Genomic DNA, 16,289 nt, shown 5'->3' on the forward strand with positions numbered 1-16,289 from the left:
ACGTATCTGTTACCCACCATAAAACTCAATACATCACTTTATGTCCATATTGCTCGAGAATACCCTTCACGCGCTCCATGGTCTCTTTCTTCGGCGGCTTAACGCCGTCGAGTTTGTACTCTTCGCCCATTGCCACCCATTTGTGTTTGCCCAGCTCGTGGTAAGGCAGCAGCTCGATTTTTTCAACGTTGCCCATATCGCGGGTAAATTCGCCAAGGCGGTGTGCGGAGTCGTCATCGTCAGACCAGCCAGGTACGACAACATAGCGGATCCACACTTTGATGTCTTTGTTGGACAGGTAACGCGCGAACTCGAGTGTACGATGGTTAGACACACCCACCAGATTCTGATGGATTTCATCGTTCATTTGTTTGAGATCGAGCATGACCAGGTCGGTGACTTCCAGCAACTCATCGATCACCGGATCGTAGCGGCGAACAAAACCGTTAGTATCCAGACAAGTATGAATACCTTCTTTTTTACAGGCCCGGAACCAGTCACGTACGAATTCAGCTTGCAAGATAGCTTCGCCGCCAGACGCTGTCACGCCGCCTCCGGAGGCGTTCATAAAGTGGCGGTAGGTCACCACCTCTTTCATTAATTCGTCAACGGTAACTTCTTTACCGCCGTGCGTATCCCACGTGTCGCGGTTATGGCAATACAGGCAGCGCATCAGGCAGCCCTGAAAGAAGGTAATAAAACGGATGCCCGGGCCATCAACAGTGCCACAGGATTCAAAGGAGTGAATGCGACCAATAACTGACATTGCGGTGTTTCTCCAGGTGTGGCCCATCCGGGGCCAGTGTTAGTGCACAGTTATTAACTGTGTCGAGTCTGTTTTGGCTGCTATCCATAAGTATAGATGGCTGACAAAGCAGGCTATTAAAAAGGCCCCACTTACGTGGAGCCTTTATTGTACGCTTTTTAAAGTACGATTTCAGTCAAAACCAATTACATAGTCTGAGTGAAGGTACGAGTAATAACGTCCTGCTGCTGTTCTTTAGTCAGGGAGTTAAAACGTACTGCGTAGCCAGAAACGCGGATGGTCAGCTGCGGATATTTTTCCGGATGTTCCATCGCATCCAACAGCATTTCACGGTTCATGACGTTCACGTTCAGGTGCTGACCACCTTCGATGGACGCTTCGTGGTGGAAGTAACCATCCATCAGACCTGCCAGGTTGGTCTTACGAACTTCGTCGTCTTTACCCAGAGCGTTCGGAACGATAGAGAAGGTGTAAGAGATACCATCTTTAGCGTAAGCAAAAGGCAGTTTAGCAACGGAGGTCAGAGAGGCAACAGCACCTTTCTGGTCACGGCCGTGCATCGGGTTAGCACCCGGTCCGAACGGCGCGCCAGCACGACGACCATCTGGGGTGTTACCAGTTTTCTTACCATAAACCACGTTAGAGGTGATGGTCAGAACAGACTGAGTCGGGATAGCGTTACGATAAGTAGTCAGTTTCTGAATTTTCTTCATGAAACGTTCTACCAGGTCAACCGCCATGTCATCAACGCGAGAGTCGTTGTTACCAAACTGCGGGTATTCGCCTTCGATTTCGAAGTCGATAGCCAGACCGTCTTCGTCACGAATCGGTTTAACTTTCGCATATTTGATTGCAGACAGGGAGTCAGCAGCAACGGACAGACCCGCGATACCACACGCCATGGTGCGGATAACGTCACGGTCGTGCAGCGCCATCAGAGAGGCTTCGTAGCTGTACTTGTCGTGCATGTAGTGAATAACGTTCAGTGCAGTGACGTACTGTTTAGCCAGCCAATCCATGAAGTGATCCATGCGGTCCATAACTTCGTCGAAGTTCAGAACGTCGCCTTTGATCGGTTCAGATTTAGGACCAACCTGCATTTTCAGTTTTTCATCAACGCCACCGTTGATTGCGTACAGCATGGTTTTCGCCAGGTTTGCACGCGCACCGAAGAACTGCATTTGTTTACCAACAACCATCGGGCTTACGCAGCAAGCGATAGCGTAGTCGTCGTTGTTGAAGTCCGGACGCATCAGGTCATCGTTCTCGTACTGCAGAGAAGAGGTGTCGATGGACACTTTAGCGGCGAATTTCTTGAAGTTCAGAGGCAGTTTTTCAGACCACAGAACAGTGATGTTCGGCTCCGGAGAAGGACCCATGGTGTACAGGGTGTTCAGGAAGCGGAAGCTGTTTTTGGTAACCAGAGTACGGCCATCAACGCCCATACCACCGATAGATTCAGTTGCCCAAATCGGGTCACCGGAGAACAGTTCATCATATTCAGGAGTACGCAGGAAGCGAACCATACGCAGTTTCATGACCAGGTGGTCGATCATTTCCTGTGCGTCTTGCTCGGTGATTTTGCCTGCTTTCAGGTCACGTTCGATGTAAGCATCCAGGAAGGTGGATACGCGACCGAAGGACATTGCTGCACCGTTCTGAGATTTAACAGCGGCCAGGTAGCCGAAGTAAGTCCACTGGATAGCTTCCTGAGCGTTGGTAGCCGGGCCAGAGATATCGCAGCCATATTTAGCAGCCATTTCTTTGATCTGACCCAGAGCGCGGTGCTGTTCAGCAATTTCTTCACGCAGACGGATAGTTGCTTCCAGGTTTACGCCGTTTTCCAGATCGGACTGCAGAGAGACGAACTGAGCGTATTTGTCTTTCATCAGGTAGTCGATACCGTACAGCGCAACGCGACGGTAGTCACCGATGATACGGCCACGGCCATACGCATCTGGCAGACCAGTCAGAACACCGGATTTACGGCAGTTCAGAATGTCTTTGGTGTAAACATCGAATACGCCCTGGTTGTGGGTTTTGCGGTATTCGGTGAAGATTTTTTTCAGCATCGGGTCCAGTTCGCGATTGTACGCTTTGCAGGAACCTTCAACCATTTTGATGCCGCCAAACGGAATGATCGCACGTTTCAGCGGAGCTTCAGTCTGCAGACCAACAATCTTCTCGAGCGCTTTGTTGATGTAGCCAGCGTCGTGAGAAGTGATGGTAGAAGCAACGGAGGTGTCAAAGTCAACAGGCGCGTGAGTGCGGTTTTCCTGTTTAACGCCTTCCATCACGCTGTCCCACAGTGCAGTGGTCGCATCAGTTGCGCCAGCCAGGAAGGACTCGTCACCCTCATATGGAGTGTAGTTTTTCTGAATGAAGTCACGTACGTTTACTTCATTCTGCCAGTCACCTTTGGTAAAACCTTCCCAGGCTGTGGCTAACTTTTCATTAAGCTCGGACATGTAACACCTACCTTCTTAAGTGGATTTTTTATTTACTGCGTGTAATGGGCATCATCAGATTAATGATGATCGTTACCACGCAGATAAATGACCCAGTATGTCAACCCGACCAACAAACCGCCGCCGATAATGTTACCGATCGTAACCGGAATCAGGTTATCGGTGATGAAATTCATCACGGTCAGGTGAGAAAAATTCTCCGGAGAAGACCCAACTGCGGTCCAGAATTCCGGGGTGGCGAAATCGCGTATTACAATACCCATAGGGATCATAAACATGTTTGCGATACTGTGCTCAAAACCGCTGGCAACAAACATTGCGACCGGTAATACCATGATAAACGCTTTGTCCATCAGGCTGCGGCCCGAGTAGCTCATCCATACGGCCAGACACACCATCAGGTTAGCCAGGATGCCAAGACTTACCGCCTCAACAAAAGTATGGTGCACTTTGTGGTCGGCTGTTTGTAGGACGTTGAGCCCCCACGCGCCGTTGGCGGTCATGTATTCGCCGGAAAGCCACATCAATAGCACGAAGAGCAAGCAACCCACCAGGTTACCGACATAAACGTTAAGCCAGTTTTTAGCCAATTGGCCCCAGGTAATACGACCACTGGCTTTTGCTACGACAATCAATACGGTCGAGGTGAAGAGGTCTGCGCCGCAGACAACACAAAGAATCAGCCCCAGGGAAAAGCAGATACCACCTACTAATTTTGCCATGCCGAAAGGCATAGTTCCGGTACCGGTTGTGGCGGTGATATAGAAAACAAAGGCAATTGAAATGAATACACCGGCAGTAATTGCCAGATAGAACGTCTTAAGCGGATGTTTCGTTGCTTTATAGACGCCTGCTTCTTCGGCAACTTTGGCCATTGCAGCAGGTAGAATAAGATCAAAAGGGTTGTCAGCTTTCACACTAACTCTCTCTTTATTAAGTCGGCGACGAGATACTAACAAAGCATTATAGATGAGAATTTGATATAGATCATATCTCGCCTGGCTTATAGGCCCACAAGACGCATGGTTTTTATGCGATTACGGAGTAACTTGTTGATTATCCATATAAAAATAAATTTTAAAAATTATAAAGTGAGTTGAATTTTTTCTTTTTGTCTCCTGTCAGACGGTTAATTAAAATGGAGTAATTGAGATAAAAAACCACATTAATATGCTAATTTTTTTAATATCAACTACTAATATTTAACCTTGTTTTTACATTTATTTTCCGATTTGACCAAAATAAAAAAACAGGGCGCTTAAAGCGCCCCGTAATATATCCCAGACAATACTTTTAGCCTACTTAGCGCAGGCTGACTGTCATTATTTTGACCAATGTGCCGCTTTCGCGCGCTGCAGTTTTTCATAGGCTTTCAGCAGAGACTGATGCGCCGGGAAAGCTTGCAGATCGTTATCAACGGTTTGCAACCCGTAGAATGGCGCTTCGCCACTCAATGCCGCACTTGCCGCTTCAACCGCCTCTGCGCCGTACATGCGGACAAATGCGTTCAGATATTGCAGCGGCTGACGGTCCTCTTCCTGAGACAGCAGCAACAATGTTTGCAGGCAGCGATAGTAGTTTGCACGTTCCGCGCTAAAGACGGAGGCGTTAAATTCCATCGTCCATTCTGTCCACACCAGCGCCTGCTCCAGATCGCCACCGGCCAGCGCCAGCATCACTTTAAGCTCGCCAATACGCAGGGTGTACCAACCGTTATCTGCACCGGTCGCCAGACCGAGTAGCTCGCGTACGCGGGTGAAGTCGTCAAAGCCTTCTTCATCCAGTTGTTCGATCAGATTGAGATAGTCTTCTTTATCCCATTCGCTGCCCGGCAGAGAGAGAATGGTGTCACGCAGATGGGCGCCCATAGCGTTGTTAGCTAACCACAGATCTTCTGCCGGATAGATGTCAGACATTCCCGGCACAATAATGCGGCACGCGTAAACGCTCAGGTGCTCATAGTCAGCGATATACACTTCTTTATCTTCAGCATTGAAGATGGCCATCAGAGTGGCGAACTCTTCTTCCGTGGTGCCAGAGAAATTCCAGTCAACGAACGGATAGTCGGCATCCTGCTTGAACAGATCCCATGAGATCAAACCGCTGGAATCGATGAAGTGAGTTTCAAGGTTGGTATGTTCTGCCACTTCCTCATCGTCGAAGGTCGGTGGGGTGAAGACATCAAGATCCTTCAGACCACGGCCCTGCAGCAGTTCAGTGACGGTACGCTCCAGCGCCACGCCGAAATCCGGGTGTGCGCCGAAGGAAGCGAAGCAGGTACCGTTGGTCGGGTTGAACAGGACAACGCAAATCACCGGATACTTGCCGCCCAGCGAGCCATCGTAGGCGAAAATTGGGAAACCTTCAGCTTCCAGTGTGGCGATGGACTCCACCACAGCCGGATAGCGCGCCATGACTTCGGCCGGGATTTCCGGCAGGCTGATGCTTTCCGCAATAATGCGGTTCTTCACATGACGCTCAAAGACTTCAGACAGGCCCTGAACGCGCGCTTCGTTAGGCGTGTTACCCGCGGACATGCCGTTAGAAACATACAGGTTGCCGATAATATTCATCGGAATATAGACAGTCTGGTTATCCGACTGACGGGTAAACGGCAGGCCGCAGACGCCACGTTCTTCATTACCAGACTGCAGATCGATAAGCATGCTGCCGGTCAGTTCGTTATCTGGATCGTAAAACGCTCGCAGACGTGCATCCAGTAAACCTTCTGGTACATCGTCTTCTTCTGTCAGCGGGAACCATTTTTCGTTCGGATAATGCACGAACGGGCCATTGGCGATAGTTTCGCCCAACCAGAAATCCGCAAAGAAATAGTTAGTCGACAGACGCTCAAAGTATTCGCCCAGCGCGGAAGCCAACGCCGCTTTTTTCGTCGCGCCTTTACCGTTGGTGAAGCACAGCGCGCATTCTTTGTCGCGAATATGTACAGACCAGACGTTAGGGACGGGATTCAACCACGAGGCTTCTTCAATTTGAAAACCGAGGTCGAGCAATTTTTGCTGGAAGCGAGCGATGGAGTCTTCCAGAGCGGCATCTTTGCCGGGGATAAATGTTTGCGTCATGAAAATCACTTTTGTCGTACGGAAAGCGCGCAATGATACGGGTTTTCAATGAACGGCGCTATCGCCGCCGGAGCTCAGGCGTAAATAAAAGCATTGGCTATGCTTTCTTACAACCAACCACGTTTAGAGCATATTAATGAAAGCTTTCGATTTGCACCGTATGGCGCTTGATAAGGTGCCCATGGATTTTCTGGGGGAAGTTGCGTTACGCAGCCTCTACACCTTTATATTGGTTTTTCTGTTTTTAAAAATCACCGGACGTCGCGGCGTACGCCAGATGTCGCTTTTTGAAGTGCTGATCATCCTTACGCTGGGTTCTGCAGCGGGAGACGTGGCATTCTATGACGATGTCCCGATGCTGCCAGTGCTGGTGGTTTTTATTACTCTTGCTGTGCTGTATCGGTTGGTGATGTGGCTAATGGCGCATAGTGAAAAAATGGAGGACCTGCTGGAGGGCAAACCCGTCGTGATCATTGAAGACGGCGAACTGGCATGGTCAAAGCTCAATAGTGCCAATATGACGGAATTTGAATTCTTTATGGAACTGCGTTTGAACGGCGTGGAGCAATTGGGACAGGTGAAACTGGCTATTCTGGAGACGAATGGACAAATCAGCGTCTACTTCTTTGCCGATGAAGACGTAAAGCCGGGGCTCAGTATTTTACCTAAGCACTGTACGCAACGATTTAAAGTAATGCCTGAAGCAGGAGACTATGCCTGTATACGTTGTAGCGAAGTGGTGCAAATGAACGCCGGAGATCATCAATTATGTCCACGCTGTGCAAATCCAGAATGGTCGAAGGCCAGTCGGGAAAAACGGGTTACTTGACAGCAAAAATCTCGGTTTTTACCCGTCAATCCGATAGATTCTGTTGTGTGACCAATGACACATTTTTACCCTGGTCAGTTTTACCCATTGCGGCGCGTGTCACTGAATGATAAAACCGATATCCACAGGAATAACTTATACCAATGTCTGTCACCGGATTATCGTCAATGACAGGATGTTGATTGGACAACAACACAACGTGGTGAGGGGAAATGGCTCAGGTCTTTAATTTTAGTTCAGGTCCGGCAATGCTACCGGCAGAAGTACTTAAACTGGCTCAACAGGATCTTCGCGACTGGAACGGTCTTGGCACGTCGGTGATGGAAATTAGCCACCGTGGCAAAGAATTCATCCAGGTCGCCGAGGAAGCGGAGCAGGATTTTCGTGATCTTCTTAGCATCCCCTCCAACTATAAAGTGTTGTTCTGCCATGGCGGTGGTCGTGGGCAGTTCGCGGGTATCCCGTTAAATATTCTGGGGGATAAAACCACCGCGGATTACGTCGATGCCGGTTATTGGGCCGCCAGTGCAATTAAAGAAGCGAAAAAATACTGCACACCAAACGTTATTGATGCCAAAGTCACCGTGGACGGCCTGCGCGCTGTTAAGCCGATGAGTGAATGGCAGCTTTCTGATAACGCGGCGTACCTGCACTATTGTCCGAACGAAACTATCGATGGCATTGCGATCGATGAAACGCCGAATTTTGCCAGTAACGTTGTGGTCACGGCGGATCTGTCCTCTACCATTCTTTCCGCACCGCTTGACGTTAGCCGTTATGGCGTAATTTATGCCGGTGCACAGAAAAACATCGGCCCGGCGGGCCTGACGATTGTCATCGTCCGTGAAGATTTGCTGGGTAAAGCTCATGTTTCATGCCCGTCAATCCTCGACTATACCGTGCTGAATGACAACGATTCCATGTTCAATACGCCGCCAACCTTTGCCTGGTATCTGTCTGGCTTGGTCTTTAAATGGCTGAAAAAGCAGGGCGGTGTTAATGAAATGGATAAGATTAACCAGCAAAAAGCGGAACTGCTGTACGGCGTAATTGATAACAGCGATTTCTACCGTAACGATGTGGCTAAATCCAACCGTTCACGCATGAACGTACCGTTCCAGCTGGCTGACAGCGCACTGGATAAACTGTTCCTGGAAGAGTCTTTTGCTGCGGGCCTGCATGCGCTGAAAGGGCATCGTGTGGTCGGCGGTATGCGTGCGTCCATCTACAATGCAATGCCGCTTGAAGGTGTAAAAGCACTGACCGATTTCATGGTCGATTTTGAACGCCGTCGCGGCTAATCTGCTGTACTTTTCATCCCCACAGCCCGTCTGTGGGGTTTTTATGTCTGTTTTTGAGAGTCGAGTTTCATGGAATCCCTGACGTTACAACCCATTGCGCGGGTGGATGGCACAATCAATCTGCCTGGATCCAAAAGTGTTTCTAACCGCGCTTTGCTGCTGGCCGCATTAGCCAATGGCACCACTGTCCTGACCAACCTGCTGGACAGCGATGATGTTCGCCATATGCTTAATGCTCTGAATGTGTTAGGGATTAGCTATACCCTTTCTGCTGATCGTACCCGCTGCGAGATTATTGGCAATGGTGGTGCATTACATGCGCAAGGCTCAGTGGAACTGTTCCTTGGTAATGCCGGAACCGCAATGCGCCCGCTGGCCGCAGCGCTATGTCTGGGCAGCAATGACATCGTGCTGACGGGCGAACCGCGCATGAAAGAGCGCCCGATAGGTCATCTGGTTGATGCGCTGCGCCAGGGCGGAGCCAAAATTGACTATCTGGAGCAGGAAAACTATCCACCTTTACGTCTGCGCGGTGGCTTTACCGGTGGCCAGGTTGAGGTAGACGGTAGCGTTTCCAGCCAGTTCCTCACTGCGCTGCTGATGACTGCGCCGCTTGCGCCGCAGGATACGACGATTGCAATTAAAGGTGACCTGGTATCCAAACCTTACATTGATATCACACTGAACCTGATGAAAACGTTTGGTGTTGAAATTGAAAATCAAAACTACCAGCGCTTTGTCGTGAAGGGGCAGCAGCAGTACCAGTCACCGGGTGCATACCTGGTTGAAGGCGATGCTTCTTCCGCTTCCTATTTCCTCGCGGCGGGTGCCATTAAAGGCGGTACGGTAAAAGTTACCGGGATTGGCCGTAACAGCATGCAGGGTGATATTCGTTTTGCCGATGTACTGGAAAAAATGGGTGCTACCATTACATGGGGCGACGATTTTATTGCCTGTACTCGCGGCGAGTTGAACGCAGTGGATATGGATATGAACCATATTCCTGATGCGGCGATGACCATTGCAACGGCGGCGCTGTTTGCGAAAGGCACCACAACATTACGTAATATCTACAACTGGCGCGTCAAAGAGACCGATCGTCTGTTCGCGATGGCGACGGAGTTACGCAAAGTGGGCGCGGAAGTGGAAGAGGGGCATGACTTTATCCGCATCACCCCGCCTGCAACATTGCAATTTGCGGACATCGCGACCTATAACGATCACCGCATGGCGATGTGTTTCTCGCTGGTGGCGCTGTCTGACACGCCTGTGACCATTCTTGATCCAAAATGTACCGCCAAAACTTTCCCGGATTATTTCGAACAGCTGGCGCGTATTAGTACATCTGCCTGATCCTCACGAAACGTCGGTCCCCGGACTGGCGTTTCTGTGTCCGTAACCGCACTGTTTTTACGCTTACAACTAATGCTAACTTGTGGATGATTTAACTTATTTATTTGTTTTTATTATAAATATCATCGGAAGATTAGCATGAAAAATAAATCACTCTTTTTGGCGTTGGCGGTTTCCGCTACGTTGCTGGCAGGTTGTAAAAATGGCGTAAATGGCGACCTTGTTGCCAGTTCTGGTATGGCAGCTTATAAAGCTGCGACGCTTACCGACGCTGATGTCAAATCCCTCTCTAACAGCTCATGTAAGCAGATGGATAGTGAAAACCAGCTGGCGGGCGCAAAAAGCAAATACACTAAGCGTCTGAATAAAATTGCGAAAGCGTTGGGTAATAACATTGATGGAACGCCGGTCAACTATAAAGTTTATATGACCAGTGATATCAATGCCTGGGCAATGGCGAATGGATGTGTACGTGTTTATTCGGGCTTGATGGACCTGATGACCGACAATGAAATTGAAGGCGTGCTGGGTCATGAGTTGGGCCATGTTTCTTTAGGGCACTCACGTAAAGCAATGCAGACCGCGTATGCCACACTTGCTGCGCGCGATGCTATTTCTGCGACCAGCGGCGTCGCTTCTCAGCTTTCCCAGTCTCAGTTGGGCGATCTGGCGGAAGGTGTGATTAACTCAGCCTTCTCCCGTAGCCAGGAATCGGATGCGGATGACTTTTCCTATGATTTGCTGAAAAAACGCGGTATTGACCGTCAGGGGTTAGTGACTGCGTTTGATAAGTTTGCCACGATGGACGCAGGCCATGCAAAATCACTGATGGATTCTCATCCGGCATCTGACGATCGCGCTCAGCATATGCGTGAACGTATCGCAGCAGATAAAAAGTAAAACAGTGCCATCTTCCGGGCTGGTTTCTCGCCAGCCCGCTATAATTGCGCAATTCTTCCACATATCGTTACAGACTAATCGGGTTTTTACACTCTGTATTAACGATCATTAGCGTTGGCGCGTATAATGCGCGGCGTTCACGTTAATGTACGCCCGTTTAAGGAGAAAAAGATGACGGCAATTGCCCCGGTTATTACCATTGATGGCCCAAGCGGTGCAGGAAAAGGCACCTTGTGCAAGGCAATGGCGGAAGCATTGCAGTGGCATCTGTTAGATTCAGGCGCGATCTACCGCGTACTGGCGCTCGCAGCGTTACATCACCATGTTGATGTCACTTCTGAAGATGCTCTGGTACCGCTTGCCTCACACCTGGATGTGCGTTTTATCTCAACAGACGGCAACCTTGAAGTCATTCTTGAAGGTGAGGATGTCAGCGGTGAAATCCGTACCCAGGAAGTGGCGAATGCCGCCTCTCAGGTCGCGGCGTTTCCTCGCGTGCGTGAAGCGCTTTTACGTCGTCAACGCGCATTTCGCGAAACCCCAGGTCTGATTGCTGATGGACGTGATATGGGGACCGTGGTGTTCCCGGATGCGCCGGTGAAAATTTTTCTGGACGCCTCCTCGCAAGAACGTGCGCATAGACGTATGCTACAGTTGCAGGAGAAGGGCTTTAGTGTTAACTTTGAACGCCTTTTGGCCGAGATCGAAGAACGCGATTATCGCGATCGTAACCGTGCTGTAGCGCCGCTGGTTCCTGCTGCTGATGCTTTAGTTTTGGATTCAACCCGATTAAGCATTGAGCAAGTGATTGAAAAAGCGTTACAATACGCGCGCCAAAAACTGGCTCTCGCTTAAGTGCGACCGAATTTGCAGTACCCCCGTTGCAATGGATTGACAGCGGGTATGTTAAACAACCCCATCCGGCATGGAGCCAGGTGGACGTTAAATATGAAACCTGAAGATTAAACATGACTGAATCTTTTGCTCAACTGTTTGAAGAATCCTTAAAAGAAATCGAAACCCGTCCGGGTTCCATCGTTCGTGGTGTTGTTGTTGCTATCGACAAAGACGTAGTACTGGTTGACGCTGGTCTGAAATCTGAGTCCGCCATTCCGGCAGAGCAGTTCAAAAACGCCCAGGGCGAGCTGGAAATCCAGGTTGGTGACGAAGTTGACGTTGCTCTGGATGCAGTAGAAGACGGCTTCGGTGAAACCCTGCTGTCCCGTGAAAAAGCTAAACGTCACGAAGCTTGGATCACGCTGGAAAAAGCTTACGAAGAAGCTGCAACCGTTACTGGTGTTATCAATGGCAAAGTCAAGGGTGGCTTCACTGTTGAGCTGAATGGTATTCGCGCGTTCCTGCCGGGTTCCCTGGTAGACGTTCGTCCGGTCCGCGACACGCTGCACCTGGAAGGCAAAGAGCTTGAATTCAAAGTAATCAAGCTGGATCAGAAGCGTAACAACGTTGTTGTTTCCCGTCGTGCCGTTATCGAATCCGAAAACAGCGCAGAACGCGATCAGCTGCTGGAAAACCTGCAGGAAGGCATGGAAGTTAAAGGTATCGTTAAGAACCTCACTGACTACGGTGCATTCGTTGATCTGGGTGGCGTTGACGGCCTGCTGCACATCACCGACATGGCATGGAAACGCGTTAAGCATCCGAGCGAAATCGTAAACGTTGGCGACGAAATCACTGTTAAAGTGCTGAAGTTCGACCGCGAGCGTACTCGTGTATCTCTGGGCCTGAAACAGCTGGGCGAAGATCCATGGGTAGCTATCGCTAAGCGTTATCCAGAAGGTACCAAACTGACTGGTCGCGTGACCAACCTGACCGACTACGGCTGCTTCGTTGAAATCGAAGAAGGCGTTGAAGGCCTGGTTCACGTTTCCGAAATGGATTGGACCAACAAAAACATCCACCCGTCCAAAGTTGTTAACGTTGGCGACGTAGTGGAAGTTATGGTTCTGGATATCGACGAAGAACGTCGTCGTATCTCCCTGGGTCTGAAGCAGTGCAAAAACAACCCATGGCAGCAGTTCGCGGAAACCCACAACAAGGGCGACCGTGTTGAAGGTAAAATCAAGTCTATCACTGACTTCGGTATCTTCATCGGCCTGGACGGCGGCATCGACGGCCTGGTTCACCTGTCTGACATCTCCTGGAACGTTGCAGGCGAAGAAGCAGTTCGTGAATACAAAAAAGGCGACGAAATCGCAGCAGTTGTTCTGCAGGTTGACGCAGAGCGTGAGCGTATCTCTCTGGGCGTTAAACAGCTCGCAGAAGATCCGTTCAACAACTGGGTTGCACTGAACAAGAAAGGCGCAATCGTAAACGGTAAAGTCACTGCAGTTGACGCTAAAGGCGCAACCGTAGAACTGGCTGACGGCGTTGAAGGTTACCTGCGCGCTTCTGAAGCTTCACGTGACCGCGTTGAAGATGCAACTCTGGTTCTGAGCGTAGGCGACGACGTTGAAGCTAAATTCACCGGCGTTGATCGTAAGAACCGTGCAATCAGCCTGTCTGTTCGTGCTAAAGACGAAGCTGATGAGAAAGATGCAATCGCAACTGTTAACAAACAGGAAGATGCTAACTTCTCTAACAACGCAATGGCTGAAGCTTTCAAAGCAGCTAAAGGCGAGTAATATCGAGTGCTCTAAATCCTTTGTGCTGTTAACGGCACAAAGGATGACGAGTAGCTTGACAGATTACAGGATTCGTCCTGTAATCAATGACAAAGGGCGGCTACGGCCGCCCTTAATCAATGCAGCAGCTAATTATGCCTTTAAGGAACCGGAGGAATCATGACCAAGTCAGAATTGATTGAAAGACTTGCAACCCAGCAACCTCATATTCCCGCGAAAGCGGTTGAAGATGCAGTTAAAGAGATGCTGGAACATATGGCCTCGACTCTTGCGCAGGGCGAGCGTATTGAAATCCGCGGTTTCGGCAGCTTCTCTTTGCATTACCGCGCACCACGCACCGGACGTAATCCGAAGACCGGCGATAAAGTGGATCTGGAAGGGAAATACGTTCCGCACTTTAAACCAGGTAAAGAACTGCGCGACCGCGCCAATATTTACGGTTAAGTTTTTAGCGAGACTTAACGCCGAGAAAAGCACCCACATGGGTGCTTTTTTCATTTCTGTGCGCCTATCCTGGAATCCTCATCCCAGTTAATTTGTACGTTACAACCCACACTAAATGTCTGCGGAACTCAGGTCGTATAACGATAAATTGATGCCAGACAATCGTCGAAGAGTACTGCACACTCCCTGTAACAGGGAGGTTATTGATGAAAATAACAACGGTGAGTACGTGTGCATTATTCGGCATTCTCCCACTCATGCTATTACCTACGCTGCCAGGCATGTTGTGTATCGGCATTGTATTTTGTTTGGCATGTCTGCTCTGTTTTCTCCCCCACAAATATATACGTTCCGCCGGACTAACCCTGCTGTTTTTTCTTTGGGGAATCCTGGCTGCGAAAGAGGCTCTGTGGGCCGGTAATACGCTGCCTGCGAAAACCCAGCAAGCCATTGTGCAGATAACCGGAACTGACAATATGACAACGCACTACGGCCAAATCACTCACCTTCAGGGGAGACGAATCTTTCCTGCACAAGGAATCGTCTTGTACGGACAGTATTTACCCGGTGATGTTTGTGCGGGTCAGACATGGGCGATGACATTGAAAGTCCGCGCCGTACACGGTCAATTAAACGAAGGCGGATTTGATAGCCAGCGTTACGCATTGACGCAGCATCAACCGTTGACGGGGCGATTCTTACAGGCTTCGGTTATCACACCACAATGCAGTTTGCGTTCGCGATTTCTCGACTCATTGAAAACGGTACTCGCCGACTATCCCTGGCAGCAGGTCATACTGGGTCTGGGAATGGGTGAGCGCTTGTCCGTGTCACAAGAGGTGAAAACGATTATGCGTGATACCGGCACGGCTCATTTGATGGCAATCTCCGGGCTGCATATTGCGTTTGCTGCACTTCTGGCTGGCGGAATAATTCGCGCGGGACAATTTTTTATGCCCGCCAGATGGATTTGCTGGCAGGTTCCATTAGTGGGTGGGATTATCTGCGCCACATTATATGCCTGGCTGACGGGGCTGCAACCCCCGGCATTACGAACGGTTGTTGCGCTGCTAGTCTGGGGGGCGCTAAGACTTAGCAGCAGGCAGTGGAGCGGATGGTCGGTATGGATCTGCTGTCTGGCAGCCATTCTGGTGGTGGATCCTGTTGCCGTTCTTTCGCAAAGTCTATGGTTGTCTGCATCCGCCGTTGCGGCACTGCTGTTCTGGTACCAATGGGTACCGCTCCCGGACTGGCCGCTGTCGCGTGCTGGTCGTCAATTTCTGGCGCTGGCTCATCTGCAATTGGGTATTACGCTTCTGCTTCTTCCCGTACAAATCGCATTGTTTCACGGTTTTAGTCTGACCTCGTTTCCGGCTAATTTGTTTGCCGTCCCTTTGGTCACGTTTGTTTCCGTACCCTTGATATTAGCAGGCATGATCGTGCATTTAGCCGGACTGGTGATGATTGAATCGAATCTGTGGTATTTAGCGGATCGTTCTCTGGCGCTACTATTTTGGGGGCTCAGGAGCCTGCCTGAAGGGTGGATCAATATTGATGCACGCTGGCAATGGCTCGCATTTTTACCCGGAATGATGATTATCGCATGGCGACTAAATATCTTGCGTACGCTACCGGTGGTCTGTTTCTCTGCGCTACTTTTGCTGAGTGGGCCGCTTTGGCGTGCACCGCGTACAGATGTGTGGCAAGTGCATATGCTGGATGTCGGGCAGGGGCTGGCGATGGTGATTGTGCGTAATGGAAAAGCGCTGCTTTACGATACCGGTCTGGCATGGCCTGAAGGCGATAGCGCGCAACAGCTGATTATTCCCTGGTTGCGTTGGCATAATCTGGAGCCGGAAGGGGTCATTTTAAGCCATGAACATATGGATCACCGGGGAGGGTTGCACTCCTTACAACAAGTCTGGCCATCACTATGGATAAGAAGTCCGCTAGGCTGGAAAGGACACCTCCCGTGTTTTCGCGGAGAACGTTGGCAATGGCAAGGGTTAACCTTCAGTGCGCACTGGCCTGTGCTTGGAAATACAGGGCAGGGAAATAACCACTCCTGCGTGGTTAAAGTTGATGATGGGTATCAGAGTGTTCTGCTGACCGGCGATATTGAGTCTCCCGCTGAACAAAAAATGCTAAGTCACTACTGGCAGCATCTGCAGTCTACGGTGATGCAGGTTCCGCATCATGGCAGCAATACTTCATCATCACTGGCACTCATTCAGCGAGTTGACGGGCAGGCCGCACTAGCCTCTGCATCCCGTTACAACGCCTGGCGTCTGCCATCCTGGAAAGTGAAGCAACGTTATCGGAAACAAAATTATCAATGGCTGGATACATCACATCAGGGGCAGATTACGCTGGATTTTTACCAAAAAAACTGGCGAATACACAGCTTGCGGGATCAGATTTTACCTCGTTGGTATCATCAGTGGTTTGGCGTGTCGGAGGATAACGGGTAGAATATGCGGCTATTCTAACAAATGCTGGTTTT

General features: G+C 50.0%; 12 protein-coding genes. 8 read left to right on the plus strand and 4 right to left on the minus strand.

Annotation, left to right across the window (positions count from 1 at the left end; translation table 11 throughout):
* Positions 1–25 precede the first annotated feature (25 nt).
* The 4 genes from pflA to ycaO form a co-directional block, all read right to left on the minus strand.
* Positions 26–766, minus strand: coding sequence for a pyruvate formate lyase 1-activating protein (gene pflA, locus E6P06_RS11835; RefSeq protein WP_003035751.1), 741 nt, complete (start codon positions 764–766; stop codon positions 26–28).
* Positions 767–951: 185 nt separating this feature from the next.
* Complete coding sequence (gene pflB, locus E6P06_RS11840; protein ID WP_003035753.1) at positions 952–3,234, minus strand: formate C-acetyltransferase; 2,283 nt, start codon at positions 3,232–3,234, stop codon at positions 952–954.
* A gap of 59 nt (positions 3,235–3,293) precedes the next feature.
* Positions 3,294–4,151: a formate transporter FocA gene (gene focA, locus E6P06_RS11845; RefSeq protein ID WP_003035756.1), complete on the minus strand. Its 858-nt coding sequence runs from the start codon at positions 4,149–4,151 to the stop codon at positions 3,294–3,296.
* 405 nt (positions 4,152–4,556) lie between these two features.
* Complete coding sequence (gene ycaO / locus E6P06_RS11850) at positions 4,557–6,317, minus strand: 30S ribosomal protein S12 methylthiotransferase accessory factor YcaO (RefSeq protein WP_016149860.1); 1,761 nt, start codon at positions 6,315–6,317, stop codon at positions 4,557–4,559.
* Positions 6,318–6,453: 136 nt separating this feature from the next.
* Here ycaO and E6P06_RS11855 point away from each other — a divergent pair, with 136 nt between their 5' ends.
* The 8 genes from E6P06_RS11855 (at position 6,454) to E6P06_RS11890 (ending at position 16,257) form a co-directional block, all read left to right on the plus strand.
* Positions 6,454–7,146, plus strand: coding sequence for a DUF421 domain-containing protein (locus E6P06_RS11855; protein WP_003035760.1), 693 nt, complete (start codon positions 6,454–6,456; stop codon positions 7,144–7,146).
* A gap of 212 nt (positions 7,147–7,358) precedes the next feature.
* Positions 7,359–8,447, plus strand: a complete 1,089-nt coding sequence (gene serC, locus E6P06_RS11860; protein WP_139935263.1) for a 3-phosphoserine/phosphohydroxythreonine transaminase — start codon at positions 7,359–7,361, stop codon at positions 8,445–8,447.
* Positions 8,448–8,516: 69 nt separating this feature from the next.
* The gene (gene aroA / locus E6P06_RS11865) at positions 8,517–9,800 is read left to right on the plus strand and encodes a 3-phosphoshikimate 1-carboxyvinyltransferase (protein WP_003836893.1); all 1,284 of its coding nucleotides are present in this window, start codon (positions 8,517–8,519) and stop codon (positions 9,798–9,800) included.
* A gap of 138 nt (positions 9,801–9,938) precedes the next feature.
* Positions 9,939–10,700, plus strand: a complete 762-nt coding sequence (locus E6P06_RS11870) for a M48 family metallopeptidase (protein ID WP_003836891.1) — start codon at positions 9,939–9,941, stop codon at positions 10,698–10,700.
* A 171-nt stretch (positions 10,701–10,871) separates the two neighbouring features.
* Positions 10,872–11,555 (plus strand): (d)CMP kinase, encoded by a 684-nt coding sequence (gene cmk, locus E6P06_RS11875; protein WP_003035772.1) that lies wholly within the window; start codon positions 10,872–10,874, stop codon positions 11,553–11,555.
* Between the two features lie 113 nt (positions 11,556–11,668).
* Positions 11,669–13,342 carry a 30S ribosomal protein S1 gene (gene rpsA / locus E6P06_RS11880; protein WP_003035776.1) on the plus strand — a complete coding sequence of 558 codons (1,674 nt, stop codon included), beginning with the start codon at positions 11,669–11,671 and terminating at the stop codon, positions 13,340–13,342.
* Between the two features lie 159 nt (positions 13,343–13,501).
* On the plus strand, positions 13,502–13,786 hold the full coding sequence (gene ihfB / locus E6P06_RS11885) for an integration host factor subunit beta (protein WP_003035780.1): 285 nt from the start codon (positions 13,502–13,504) through the stop codon (positions 13,784–13,786).
* 206 nt (positions 13,787–13,992) lie between these two features.
* Positions 13,993–16,257: a ComEC family protein gene (locus E6P06_RS11890; protein ID WP_139935264.1), complete on the plus strand. Its 2,265-nt coding sequence runs from the start codon at positions 13,993–13,995 to the stop codon at positions 16,255–16,257.
* Positions 16,258–16,289 lie beyond the last annotated feature (32 nt).

Source organism: Citrobacter sp. CF971 (assembly GCF_006385635.1).
Taxonomy (GTDB): Bacteria; Pseudomonadota; Gammaproteobacteria; order Enterobacterales; family Enterobacteriaceae; genus Citrobacter; species Citrobacter freundii.